General features: G+C 39.2%; 11 protein-coding genes. 3 read left to right on the forward strand and 8 right to left on the reverse strand.

The window, feature by feature from the left end; genetic code table 11:
• Positions 1–41 precede the first annotated feature (41 nt).
• From PQO05_RS17845 to PQO05_RS17855, 3 genes are read left to right on the forward strand one after another with little or no spacing between them, the layout of a single operon-like run.
• Positions 42–1,694, forward strand: coding sequence for a capsule assembly Wzi family protein (locus tag PQO05_RS17845; protein WP_273628792.1), 1,653 nt, complete (start codon positions 42–44; stop codon positions 1,692–1,694).
• A 51-nt stretch (positions 1,695–1,745) separates the two neighbouring features.
• Positions 1,746–4,082: an SLBB domain-containing protein gene (locus PQO05_RS17850; RefSeq protein ID WP_273628793.1), complete on the forward strand. Its 2,337-nt coding sequence runs from the start codon at positions 1,746–1,748 to the stop codon at positions 4,080–4,082.
• Positions 4,083–4,084: 2 nt separating this feature from the next.
• The gene (locus PQO05_RS17855) at positions 4,085–5,167 is read left to right on the forward strand and encodes a hypothetical protein (protein ID WP_273628794.1); all 1,083 of its coding nucleotides are present in this window, start codon (positions 4,085–4,087) and stop codon (positions 5,165–5,167) included.
• Here PQO05_RS17855 and PQO05_RS17860 read toward each other — a convergent pair.
• The 8 genes from PQO05_RS17860 to PQO05_RS17895 form a co-directional block, all read right to left on the reverse strand.
• The gene (locus PQO05_RS17860; RefSeq protein WP_273628795.1) at positions 5,157–6,863 is read right to left on the reverse strand and encodes a capsule assembly Wzi family protein; all 1,707 of its coding nucleotides are present in this window, start codon (positions 6,861–6,863) and stop codon (positions 5,157–5,159) included. The genes PQO05_RS17855 and PQO05_RS17860 overlap by 11 nt on opposite strands.
• A gap of 6 nt (positions 6,864–6,869) precedes the next feature.
• Entirely contained in the window at positions 6,870–8,561 is a 1,692-nt protein-coding gene (locus PQO05_RS17865; RefSeq protein ID WP_273628796.1) for a capsule assembly Wzi family protein, read from the reverse strand.
• Complete coding sequence (locus tag PQO05_RS17870) at positions 8,558–9,235, reverse strand: hypothetical protein (protein WP_273628797.1); 678 nt, start codon at positions 9,233–9,235, stop codon at positions 8,558–8,560. The genes PQO05_RS17865 and PQO05_RS17870 overlap by 4 nt, the downstream gene beginning before the upstream one ends.
• Positions 9,236–9,275: 40 nt before the next feature.
• On the reverse strand, positions 9,276–10,241 hold the full coding sequence (locus PQO05_RS17875; RefSeq protein WP_273628798.1) for an MraY family glycosyltransferase: 966 nt from the start codon (positions 10,239–10,241) through the stop codon (positions 9,276–9,278).
• A 136-nt stretch (positions 10,242–10,377) separates the two neighbouring features.
• Complete coding sequence (locus PQO05_RS17880) at positions 10,378–11,052, reverse strand: LbetaH domain-containing protein (RefSeq protein WP_273628799.1); 675 nt, start codon at positions 11,050–11,052, stop codon at positions 10,378–10,380.
• 82 nt (positions 11,053–11,134) lie between these two features.
• Positions 11,135–11,779: an acetyltransferase gene (locus PQO05_RS17885; protein WP_273628800.1), complete on the reverse strand. Its 645-nt coding sequence runs from the start codon at positions 11,777–11,779 to the stop codon at positions 11,135–11,137.
• On the reverse strand, positions 11,772–12,884 hold the full coding sequence (locus tag PQO05_RS17890; RefSeq protein WP_273628801.1) for a DegT/DnrJ/EryC1/StrS family aminotransferase: 1,113 nt from the start codon (positions 12,882–12,884) through the stop codon (positions 11,772–11,774). The genes PQO05_RS17885 and PQO05_RS17890 overlap by 8 nt, the downstream gene beginning before the upstream one ends.
• A gap of 11 nt (positions 12,885–12,895) precedes the next feature.
• Entirely contained in the window at positions 12,896–14,122 is a 1,227-nt protein-coding gene (locus PQO05_RS17895) for a class I SAM-dependent methyltransferase (RefSeq protein ID WP_273628802.1), read from the reverse strand.
• Position 14,123: the final 1 nt, after the last annotated feature.

Raw genomic sequence — 14,123 nt, forward strand, 5'->3', positions numbered from 1 at the left:
TATATCAGCTTCGTTAAGCTTTAATTCTACCTATTGAAGAAATGAAACATAAATACCCTGTCCTATCCATATTATTAATTTTACTCGCCTTTGGTTTAAAAAGTAACGCTCAGGTTGTTTTCGAAAACCCTAACCATCCGGTTTATCAGTTTTTAGCCCGCCAGGCACAAAAGGGTAATATTAATTTCGATGACCTGATACAACCTGTCAGCCGCAAAGAGATATCCACTTTACTGCATTACCTGCAGGATTCTGTAACAACACTTTCGGTAAAAGAACAAAAGGAAGTAACCTTTTATTTAAACGAGTATAGCGAGTTTAACAGCGATTATCGCGATAGCACACATTACATTTGGGGTAAGGACCAGTATAATAACCGTGCCCTTTTAAATGTAAAAAAGGATGACTTTATACTACGCGCAGACCCTGCACTTACCGACGAATACACCGCCGGAAAAAACAAAGGTGTATACAAACAAGCTACAGGATTAGCATTTTGGGGGCAGGCAGGCAAGCACTGGAGTTTCCAGGCTTATTTTCAGGATATAAATGAGAGCGGTAAAGGGGTAGATAGCTTAAAACGCTTCAGCCCCGAAACAGGAATACAACGCACCGCCAATCTTGATAATAAATCAACCGCGGTTAACTACAGTGATGTACGCGGTAACATTACTTATGCCTGGAACAATGGTTCTATCAGCATTGGTAAAGATCAAATACTGTATGGTTACGGACAGGAAGGCCGCTTAATACTTTCTGACAAAGCCCCGTCTTATCCTTACCTCCGTTTAGATTACTCGCCTTTAAAATGGCTTCACTTTAATTACATTTTTGCCTCGCTGCAATCAGGCATTATCGATTCGGCCCGTACATATAATAAAGGCAACTCTTTGTTTAGCAACAACCGCGAAATATATGTAAGTAAATACATGGCTTCGCATAGTTTAAACTTTTTGCCAACAAAGGGTTTAGAACTTAGTATAGGCGAATCTATGATCAGCAGCGATCAGTTAGATCCCGGCTATTTAATACCGGTTTTGTTCTATAAAGCTTACGACCAGTATGCAAGCCGTTACAAAATTACAACCGGCTCTAACGGGCAGGTATTTTTCCAGGTTAGCTCACGTAACCATATCCCCAAAACGCATTTATATGCCACGTTGTTTATTGATGAGATCCGCTTAGAAACAGCATTTAACCCGGCAAAAAGCCGTAACCAGCTTGGTTTTAACATCGGTGTATCGCGTACAGATTTGTTTATCCCCTACCTGACTGCGGGCGTAGAGTATACCCGTATTAATCCTTTTGTTTATAACAACTTAATACCGGCCCAAACTTATACCAGCCAAACCTATCTGCTTGGCGATTGGATTGGCCAAAATGCAGATAAAGTGATCGGTTGGTTATCGTATAATCCGTTCCCAAGGTTAATTACTACCGCCCAGTTAGTATATGTAAGAAAAGGAATGGAAGGTTCAGTATACGATCAATATTTTGCCGAGCCCCAACCTAAGTTTTTACAACAGGGGCCAGTACAATCACAAACCCAAATATCGTTAGAAGCCAAATACGAATTGATACACCGTTTATATTTAAGAATGGCTTACCAGCACCAAAAAGGTGTAATAGAACCAGATGTTCAAACATCGGCCGTGCCTAACCAGGTTAGCCTTGGTGTTAACTATGGTTTTTAGACCCAATTAATAATTTATATTTGTACAACAGGTTTACCATTATAATCTTCAATGCGCATTAAATACGTACTCTTTATTCTGCTTATTTTATTAACGGCTACATACCGGCAGGGTAATGCTCAGAGTCTTTCTCTCAGCAATATTCAAAATATCAAAATAAGCCAGCTCTCTGACGATCAGATAACACAGCTCTGGCAAAAAATACAGGATTCTGGTATATCTGAAGATCAGGCGTATAAACTGATGCTGCAAAAGGGACTGCCCGAAGACCAGGTACAAGCGCTTAAAGACAGGGTAACCCTGCTTGGTTTAAATAGCAAAAGCGGTGGAAAAAAGACGTACAATAAATCTGAGAAGGATAAAATAGATTTCTCGAGAGATAGTGACAATACGGTAATTAAACCGGTAGCGCCACCCGTACAGGCCGCACCTGCCCAGTTAAATGTTTACGGTATGGATTTCTTTACGCAAAACGCTGTTAAATTTGAGCCCAACAGTAACCTGGCAACGCCCAAAGGCTATGTAATAGGCCCCGGTGATGAGCTTATTGTTTTGATTACCGGTTTAAATGAAAGTAGCGTACGCAGTAAAGTAACCCCTGAAGGAAACCTGCAAATCCCTTATGCCGGTATTGTATACGTAAATGGTTTTACTATTGAACAGGCCACCAACCTTATCCGTGGTAAAATGACTAAAATTTACCCGGGTTTACGCAATGGCCAAACCCAGTTAAGCGTTAATTTGGGCAACACACGCAGTATTAAAATTACTATTGTAGGCGAGGTTAAAACGCCAGGCTCTTATACCATGTCATCGTTATCTACGTTGTATAATGCATTGTACAATTCGGGCGGGCCAACTCCAAATGGATCATTGCGCTATATCGAGCTGATAAGGAACAACAAAGTATATAAGACTGTTGATTTTTACAGCTTTTTACAGCACGCCCTGTTAGATGGCAATGTTCGGCTGGAAGATCAGGATGTGATTCGTGTCCCTGTATACAAAAAACATGTAGCTATACGCGGCGAAATAAAGCGCCCTGCTATTTATGAATTAAAAGAAGGCGAACAATTAGATGATCTTATTAAATATGCAGGTGGTTTTACAGATATAGCTTACCAAGGCATTGCCAAGATAGAGCAGATTAACGCCTTAGAGCGCGAAGTAAAAGACGTGCCAGCTAACCTTTTCGCCAACTTTACCCCTCGTAATGGCGATATGGTAACCATCGGCGCTATTACAAACCGATACGCAAACCGGGTTGTACTGGAGGGTGCGGTTTTCCGCCCGGGGCCTTATGAACTTACAGCAGGGCTAAGCCTCGGTTCATTATTAAAACTGGCACAAGGTTTAAAACCAGAAGCTTATACAGACCGTGGCTATATTAAGCGTACATTGCCAAACCTCGAGCGCCAGTTTATTTCTTTTAAACCGGCCGATATACTTGCCGGTAAAAATGATATCCCACTTTTACGCGAGGACACAATTACCATACAGGAAGAAAGTGTTTTTATATCACAGCAAGCTGTAACTGTAGCCGGGCACGTGCGTAATCCGTCAAAATTTATATATCGCAAGGGTATGAAACTTGCCGACGTAATTGCAATGGCTGGTGGTTTTGATGATCAGGCTGCCGAACATCATGTGGAAGTTTCGCGAATTATTAAAAACACACAGGATAGTGTATCCAACCAGGTTGCCAAAACTTTTACGGTTGATATGACCCAGGGTAGCAACAACGACCTGGACTTAGAGCCTCTTGATTATATTTATGTACAACGCCTGGTTAATTACAGATCGTTAGGTAATGTAAGTGTCCGTGGGGAAGTATTGTTTCCTGGTGATTACCCTGTACAACGCCGTGACGAGACTGCTCAGGACTTTTTACAGCGGGCAGGTGGCCTTACCCCTTATGGCTCGATACAAAATGCACAGGTATACCGTAAAGGCGTACGTGTAAACCTCGACCTTACCAATACCAATAAAGACTCATTAACCCGCGCCAGCATGATGCTCTTAGCGGGCGATAGCATTTATATCCCACGCGTAATTGCTTTTGTTGAAGTTGCAGGTGCGGTAAATAACCCTCAGTTAATTAACTATGATGGGCACCACTTTATGTATTACATTAATGCAGCAGGCGGTAAAACAGCAAAAGCCCGCCTTAAAGGGGCTTATATTAAGTATCCAAATGGTTTAAACCAACCGGTAAAACATTTCCTGCTTGTTTTTCGCAATTATCCCAAGGTTAAGCCAGGAAGCAAGATCATTGTACCCGAAAAAGAACCGTCGTCCAAATTATGGGGGCTTGGCGTTGGCGACATTGCTGGTATAGCATCGGCCCTAACAGCATTAATAAGTTTAATTGCCATTCTGAAGAATTAATAATGAATCCTGAGCAACCATCATATCCATACGAACCCGAATTTTCTTTTAAGAAACTGATTGATGATCGTATTGATGATTTAAAATATGTTTTTCAGTTTAAAAAAGGCATTGTACTTGTTTTGGCAGGCGGTATAGCTTTAGGTGCATTAGCCGCCTGGATGTCTACCCCTACTTATACTGCACGCCTAACCTTTGTTGTTGACGATTCTAAATCGAGCGGCGGCGGTGCCGGCCTTAGTGCGCTGGCTGGCCAATTCGGCTTTAATCTTGATGGTATAGGTGGCAGCAGCGGTGTATTAGCCGGTGATAACGTACAGGAGCTCTTAAGAAGCCAGAAACTTATAAAAGGTACTTTGTTGTCACCTTATGATGTAAAAGGCTCAGAATCGCTTGCAGACCGTTATGCTGCCGTTTATAAGTTGAATAAGAAATGGCTTAAATATAGCCCCGATGGCAAAACTATCCGTTTCCCGCTTGATACTGCACACTATAGCCGCCTCCAGGATAGCCTTTTGCACGAAATGAGCGCACTTATTTTAGGCGGTGAGTTCGGCATTGCAAAAACAGATAAAAAACTGGGCTTTTTTGAGGTTAATGCAACCATGAAAGATGAAAGACTGGCACAGCTTTTTTGTACGCGTATGATAAAACAGGCAACTGACTTTTACATCAGGACAAAAACAAGCCGCTTACGCTTTAACGTTGACCGTTTGCAACACCGGGCAGATAGTATTGGTGAGATCTTAAATCATAAAACATACGCGGTATCATCAGCCAATCAAACATTGTTAGACCTTAACCCCGCTTATACTTCGGCCAATGCCAATGTAGAGGTTAAGGAACGCGATAAGATTGTATTAAATACTATTTTTTCTGAAACGGTTAAAAACCTTGAAGCCAGCAAAACCATGCTTGCCCAGGAAACCCCAACTGTGCAAATAGTAGACGAACCAGAACTTCCTTTAAAGAAAAACCGGTTAAAATACTCTGTAACTATTTTAACCGGTGTATTTTTGGCCGAAGCCGTATTTTTCTTTTATATGATTGTATTCAGAAAAAGAAGTTCTAAAATTAAAATCTAAAAGTTACCCCCAATTGGGCATATAAGTTAAATACATCATTATGCGGGATGTAATAGGTATTGTTAGGATTATAATCTTTCAAAATCCATTCGTAGTTTAATGATTTTACGCCTTGCAATTTGGCATTAAACAATAGGTTTTTATAACCCCAATCGCCTTGCAATCCTAAAGCAAAATCAACCCAGTTTCTGCTGTTGCCATTAATATCAGGGAAAGCAATCTGAGCAAAATCAGTATCATGCTCATATCGTTGAAAGATAACACCCAATTTCTTCAAACCCGACACCCAACTCACATTTACTGTTTGCAAATTCCCTCCAGATCCGGTACCGGCTCCTAATATCTGCCCTTCATTAGTCTGTCCATCATTTACACCAGAATGTATATACCAACCAGAAGCTTGCCTTACAATGCGATCTGAACTTTGCGATAACTGATCAATCTCAGCGCCAAATAATATACCCTGATCTTTATGCGACGCCAAAGGAATTAATTTTCTCAGGCCAAAGATATAAGCTCTTGAGTGTTCGGGCGAACCAAGAAAGTCTGCATAATTGTAAGAATTATCATTAAGGCCATATTCAAAATAGATTTCTGCTTTGGCTTTAATAAATAACCAACGAGCATAAAATGAAGTAATTTGATCGCGATCAAACCCATCTCCATCTGCGTTGTGGGTATCAGCTTTCTGAAACGGGGTTAAAAATGGGAAATAATTGCTAAAACCATGAATATCACTATGATAGGCATTAAATGTCCTTATCCAACCTAAAAACAATCCGGGTACCCATCGGGGTTGATAACTCAAATTAAAGCCTGTATAATAACGCCAGTCGTTCAGTTTAGGCTGATATAAATTTGTACCGGTCGATGTTGTTGTAACAGTCAAATTTGATTGTCCTGTTGCATCTAAGCGTGCAGCGATGATTTGCCCTTCGAATGAACCAATAAAAGTATGTATAGGCCTAACTGTATTTAATGTTAAATGTTTAAAACCCGGCGCATTATTAGTCATAACCAGTGCGTTTTCAATACCTGGCCCCCACCAAAGATTTTCATTTGATAAGCCTATCGAAGCCGGCCCAAAAGTTAAACGTATACTGCTTTGCCCTAATGATGCTTTGGTATATGTTCCGTTACCAAATCTTTCCGGTTGATCTATATGGTTATGATAATTATAATAACTCGTAAGGTCTACGTCACCATGTCCTGAAGCAAAACCGGCAAAAATCGGATTGGCTGCATATACATACTCTGGTCTAAATTGTATGCTCAACGGGCCAATCTTAAAAAAGAAACCGCCGCTAATCATAGTTTGATACCCCTTTGCGGGTATCATTAAACCATCATTCCAACCATAGGGGTGATTAGAATTATATTGTTGTATCATTGTTAACGGCAATATCTGGAATGCCCCATATCCTTTGGCAAACGAGACAGGGCCGGTTGGTTTAAACCAGCTATCTTTTTGCTGTGTACTATCGGGATCATACACATTATGTACTTTGGTAGCTTTTGCCGGATACAGCGGCCTAACGGAAAATGATACCGTAGAATCTAACCCGCCGTTTAGTTGTAACCTCCTATAATAATCTTCCAGTACGGGTGTGCCTACAGGTATGGTTTGCGCAAATATCAAATTTGATGATAAACCAAAGGCAAGGGCTATACTTATGGTTAAAAAGATTCTCTTCATGTTCTATTAAAATCTATAAGTTAAACCTGCCTGTACCTGTAAATTAAATTTGGTAGCTCCGGGTACATAATATGTTCCGCCTGGTACTTCTTTTGATGAATCAAGATACCATTGGTAGTCTAATGAGTATACCCCCATTAATTTGGCATTAAATATAAAATTGTCATAATTCCATTCTCCATTTAGTCCAGCACTTAGGTCAACCCAATGGCGTCTCCAGTCTTGTATGTCGTTAAAGGTATAATAGTAGAAATCATCATTGTGCAAATATCTTTCAAACTGAAGCCCTAATCGTTTTAAGCCTTTAACCCAGCTTACATCTAAAGTTTGCAGGTTGGCGCCCGGGCCAATACCGGCACCTAATGATTGCCCCATGTTGGTATATCCTTGCCTGATGTATGGGTTCACATACCACTCTGTAAGTCCCAATATCTTATTGGTGTTGGTTTCTCCTAACTGTGTGGCCTCAATACTAACCATAATGCCTGCGCCATTGTCGCTGTTTAACGGCATCAATTTTCTAAGCCCAAACACATACGCACGCCCGTCATTAGGTTGCAATAAAGCGTTTCTAACGGTATTTGTATTATTGTCTATACCGTATTCAAAATAAATTTCTGCATGTTCTTCGGGCCAAACCCAACGGGTAAACAGAGAGCTCCTCGTATCGCGCTGGTTTATTGGCTGGGCAGCAGATACCGATTTAAACGGGGAGAAGAAAGGCAAATAGCTTCCCAAACTACCCAGGTCTTTGCTATAAGATTGAGCACTACGTGTCATACCAAGAAACAAGCCCGGAACCCATTTAGGCTGCCATGATACCGTAAAACCTGTTATGTAGCGCCAATCTGTAGGTTTAGGCACATATAGTGGATTATTGAAATAGGTAAGTCCTGGTGTTAGGGGCTCGTAACCCGAGTTTTCTAACTGTCCAATAATAAATTGACCTTCAAACGAACCTATCGCCGTTTTTACAGGCCGTGTGGTATTTAAGGTAAAGTGCTTAAAACCCGGCGCGTCATTACTCATTAACAATGAACTCCTGATTCCCGGCCCCCACCACAAGTTTTCTGTAGACAAACCAAATGAAAATGCTTTGTAGTTTAACCTGATGCTGCTTTGCCCCCAAAAGGCCTTGGTATAGCTGCCTGTGCCAAACCTTGCGGGTAAATCAATATTGTTATATACATCGTAATACCGCGCTCCGATAACGGCATTGGTTTTAGATTTAAAATCATCAAAAAAGCTATTAGCAGCATATACAAATTCGGGGCGAAACTGTATTGTTAGTATACCATATTTCGCATACACACCTGCGCTAATTAAGGTTTGGAAACCTTTAGCCGGAATCATGGCACCATCATTCCAACCATAAGGGTGATCGCTGTTAATTTGAGTTTGAATACCTAACGGTAATAAATAGCCGCTAAAACCATCTTTATTTTGCCATGAGGTTGAGGCATCGCGTTTGTTATAACCTTTTTCTGTAGAATCGGGATAAAATACATTCTTGTTTCTGGGACTTGGAAAAAACGGCCGGCTTGTAAAAGATGCCGAAGAATCGGTTTGGCCAAGCAATTGTAAACGGCGAAAATAATCGTCAAGAGCAGGCGAACCAACCGGTATAGACTGGGCGCTAACCGTTAGTTTTGCTATAGTAAGTATTATAAGTAATAATGCAGATTTTCTCAATATCATAATGCGATGGCTTTTATAGTAATATTATCAACAGACCAGCTTTCATCGCATTTAGGATCGGCTACATTCTTCTGTACTAAGTTTCCTAAACATTGTAGTGTTAATGTTTTATCTGAATGGCTTATTTGCCTGGTAATTTTGTACAGCGTAGTACCATTTGGCTTGCTTGCCCAATAACACGCCCCTGGCAAATTTGTAGCAAAAGCCCCTGCTTTAGGATTATTATTATTGTTAGGATAATTGTTAGGATAAGCCTGTGGCGTACAGAAAACCCCGGCAGGGCAATCGGTATTTGAAAAAGAAGTATGGATATAACTGCCGCCATCAACAATCATACTCCATAAATCGGGACCAGAGTAGCCATTATCAACATTATTACCATCCCACGTATCATGAATATAAAGATCGAAGGAAACCTCTACAAGATCATGTTTGGGAAGATCTGAAACTGTTAGTGCAAACCCGTCAGAATTATAACGGCCTAATACATGGGTACCATTAAAAACATCAATTGTACCGTTTGAAATGTTTTTAACATCGCCGGATTCGAAATTGTTAGTATAAACTACGGTTTCACTTTTTACTTGCGTTTTTGTACATGCCCCCATTAAGGCCATGACAGAGAAAAGTGATAAAAAGCAGGTAGTTTTAAAACGTGCGGAAAAATTTTTCATAGATTTTTGATAAAGCTGAACCTTGTCTAATTTAATCAGCTTAAAAGTTTCCTGTTAACCGCTTTCTTCCCTCGGTATACCACCTCGTTATAACAAAAAGTATTGCACCTGTTGCTATAACTAAGCCTGTTATAACTAATGAATGGAGGTTAAAAGACAATATTGCAATATTAATTAATAATTGGCTTAAGCCGTATATGCCTGATACAATTAAATGAGGTACTTTTTTTTCATTAGCCCAAAATTGGTAAAAATGACTGCGATGGGCTTCTAAAATATTTTCTTTTCTGATAAGCCTGAAAATTATTGTGGTACATGCATCTAAACCGTACACTAAAAGCAATAAAATATAAGCAAGGTTTTGTGTTTGCAACACAAGCTGCAGTATAAAAAAAACAATAATAAATGCGAGGCTCACGCTGCCAACATCGCCGGCAAAGCACTTAGCCTTTTTTCTGAAATTAAAAAAATTAAATACCAGAACTGATAGGATAGCAACAAGTAAAAAAACCGGATCTGTAAAGGTAATAGTTGAGTTAATGTAATATAGCGAAGCTAAGGTTACCAGGCCATAAGCTCCTGTTATTCCGTTAATGCCATCCATAAAATTTATGGCGTTAATGGTGCCTATCACAAAAATCAGGGCCAGTATAATCCAATAAAAGGGAAGCGTAAACAAGCCAAGCTGGATAAATAATAATGTTACCGCTGCCAGATGAAATAAAATACGCAGCTTACTGCTCAATGGCCTGGTATCATCAATAAAACTGATGAAACTAATGGTCAATAAACCGGCTAAAAACCACGGATAAATAAGCCCTCCATATATGGGGTATATCAACAGCGCCAGGGCAAAAATAATCCCACCGCCCCTAATGGTCACATTTGCGTGCGAACTGCGATGATTTGGCTTATCTATGATGTTATAATGATCTGCAATTTTAAAGTATAGTAATTCTATACCAAGCAATATTACTATAGCAATAATTATAAAGTAGACTTGCATTAAACTGTATTAAAAGATTTGGCCGTAAGTTGTAATCCTTGCCGGGCCGCCAAAGGTAAAGGCTTATTAGTAATATTTTTATTTTTTTGTTTAATAATAGAAAGCAACGATATGATAATTAGCAATCTTAAACAACCTAATATTTTTTCAAATCAACATTAAAACATTGCTGCGCGTAAGGCGTACTTGATTTTTTATCTTCGATTGCCCCCGCTGCATTTATAAATACGGAAGTATCACTGGTAATATTTTTTTCAAAAACAATTGCCCTTGTACCTATATTAACCCTATCTCCAATGCTGCTGTTGCCAATTATAGAACTATTAGCTGTTAATGAAACCCCTTTGCCTATAACCGGGTAATTACCTTTGTTAGACCCTACTGTACAGCCTTGCAGCGCCACAAAAAAATCGCTGTACGTTGCTTTACCCAACATGGTGCCAACGCCATGGAAAATGAGAAAAATATCGGGCAGTTTGGTGTCATACATACAATCAAATCCATGCAGTGCTTTATTAAGGTAATAAAGCTTTGATGCCAGATTATCATTGCCTGTTTCGCGCCAAACAGAATTAGCTAAAAACCACAATAGTGAAATGTTATGGTCAGAACGCAAATGATTATAGTAGGTATTATCTTCATCACAATACGTTTTGTAGGATACGTGTTTAAAACAATATTCCAAGCGTGCAATTGCCATATTTATAGATTGTTTTACCCCGGCCTTAACAGGCTTATTGTCAGGAAAAAAGCAATCTAACTGGTTGCTGATATATGAAATTAGATCATCCTCACCAAGAGATATTTTCATAGATAAATGATTATAAACAATTCAGATGATTTAATATATTAAGCTATACCTACCAACCATTATTGTTAGTATTACAGCATTATTATTTTATTAATTGCCGTCCCGGGTTACCAACTATAACCGCATCATCTGCAACATTTTTTGTAACCACCGCCCCGGCCCCTATTATTACATTTTTCCCTATAATAATACGTGGCAGCACGGTAGCATTTGTACCAATAAATGAATTGTCGCCCACGGTGATACAACCTGCCAGTTTAGCTCCCGGCCCTATATGAACGTTATCACCAATAATACATTCATGATCCACACTTGATGCGGTATTTAAAATACAATACTTACCTATTTTAGCACGGGCACAAACATTGCTGTTTGCCAAAATTTGCGCACCCTCGCCGATAACAGAATTACCGGCAACAAACGCTGTGTGATGAATAGCTGTATATGGTTTTAAGCCTGCCTTTTTAAACATTTCACCTATTTTAGCACGTACATTTCCATTATTGCCGCCAATGGCAACTGAATAGAAATATTTAGACGGTTCTTCTATTGAAGAGAGCCAGCGTTCAAAACCTGCCTCAAAATAATAAATAGGTATTGTTTCTATAGGAGATTGTATAGCTTCATTGTTTTCAAAAAAAGCAGTGATCTTTACAGGGGTAGCGGCCAAAAGTTCTTCTAAAACAATTGCCTGCCCTGATGCTCCCCAAATCACTATTTTATCCATTTATAAAACTATTTATTAAACTACAGATTTTTTCTGCTTCCTGATAGGTAAGATCATGAAAGCTGGGTAAATTTACCGCTCTGTCATAAATATCGTACGCAACAACATTTTCTTTTTTCTCATCAAACATAGGCAATGATGTTAACGGGAAAAAGAAAGGCCGGCTGTCAATCCCATTCTTTTTCATTAAATCAAAAAAGGCATCTCTATCAAAGTTGATATTTTTATTAAAAACAACTGTAGGTAACCAATAGCTATTTTTAGTGCCTGCCAATTCGGGGTTAAGTGTGCCCGGGATATTTACCAACAATTGCCGGTACCAGTTAAATATCTCCCGTTTCTTAGCAACGAGTTCTTCCATCCGCTCCATTTGCGCACAACCTAAAGCAGCCTGCAAATTTGACATCTTATATTTATATCCGTAATCCCTCATCCAAAACATTTTATTTTCAGGATCTTTAGGGTTTCGGCCATGGTCATTAAGTACTTTTGCTTTCTCAAAGGCATCTTCTCTGTTAGTTACCATGATGCCTCCCTCGCCTGTAGTCATAGTTTTTGTACCATGGAAAGAAAACACACCCGCATCACCAATACTCCCGGCTTTTCTGCCTTTGTATTCTGATCCTAAGCCCTCGGCGGCATCTTCTATCACAACCAGATTGTGCCTCTTAGCAATATCCATTATTGCATCCATATCGCATAAATTGCCATATAAATGTACTACAATGATTGCCTTGGTATTTGGAGTGATGGCCTCTTCGATCTTTACAGGATCAATGCACCAGGTATCTGCCAAAACATCAACAAATACAGGCTTTGCACCAATATATAACACCGGCTCTACAGATGCAATCCATGTAATATCAGGGACGATCACCTCATCATTAGCCTTTACGCCTAAGGCCATCAGCGCTAAATGGATTGCCCCTGTACACGATGATGTAGCTAAGGCAAACTTACTATCCTGATATCTGGCAAAATCATTCTGAAATTTATAGATATAATCATAGCATTTTTCGCCCCAGCCATTGGTAACTGCATCATTTACATAGCTTATTTCTAAAGCAGTAATGCTTGGCTTATTAATAGGTATTTTTTTATCCATTTCAAAAAAAGCTATAATATTTTTAAAGCGGGTATAGCAATAACAAATTGGCCGCCCCACTCTTTAATATAGGCAAGTTGCTCTACTATTTCGTCTTTCAAATTCCAGGGTAATATAATCACAAAATCAGGTTTGGCATCTTTCAGATATTGCTCATTCATTACCGGGATATGGCTTGCTGGCATAAATTTGTTTTGCTTATGTGGGTTGGCATCAACAACAAAGTCAATCAAATCACTTTTAACACCACAATAATTAAGTAATGTATTCCCTTTGGCCGCTGCCCCGTAAGCCGCTACTTTCTTTTTTGCCTTTTTTTGTGCTATTAAAAAATTAACAGTATCAAGTTTTATATTAAATGCCTTTTGTTGAAAATTGCTGTAGTATGTTAAATCGTTGATACCTCTTTTTATTTCCTTATCTAAAAGTGCAGCTACATTGGGCGAAATACCTTTAGTGGTATCGCCTGCATGTTTGGCATAAATACGCAAGGAACCTCCATGGGTTGGTATTTCTTCCACATCAAACATTTGTAAGCCCTGCGACTCAAATATTTGCTTTACCGTGTAAAACGACAGATAAGAGAAATGCTCATGATAAATTGTATCAAATTGATTATTATCAATCAGTTGTACCAAATGCGGAAACTCCATGGTTACAACACCATCGCTTTTCAACGCTATTTTAATTCCGCCTACAAAATCCAGGATATCGGGTACATGGGCCAGTACATTGTTTCCCAGTATTAAATCGGCTTTTTTACCATCCTTTTCTAACTCACGTGCCAGCGCTACACTAAAAAAGTCGACTATTGATTCTACACCTTTTTCTTTAGCCGCTGCGGCTGTATTTGCAGTAGGTTCGATACCTAATACCGGGATATTTTTTTGATGAAAGTATTGTAAAAGATATCCATCATTTGATGCGATTTCGACAACCAAAGAATCTTCATTATAGCCGAATCTTTCCGTCATCATTTCTGTATAACGTTTGGCATGTGCTAACCAACTGGTACTGTACGACGAAAAATAAACGTAATTACTATCAAAAATAGCATCCGATTTTTTATACTCATCCACCTGTACTAAAAAGCATTTATGGCAGGTATATACTTTAAGCGGGAAGTATGTTTCTGGCTGATTTAATTCTTCTTTAGATAAAAAGGAATTAGAAGCAGGCGAGTTTATTAAATCAATAAACTCATTCTCTAATTCTGTTTTACAAAATCTGCATTGCATA

This window comes from Mucilaginibacter jinjuensis (genome assembly GCF_028596025.1).
GTDB lineage: Bacteria > Bacteroidota > Bacteroidia > Sphingobacteriales > Sphingobacteriaceae > Mucilaginibacter > Mucilaginibacter jinjuensis.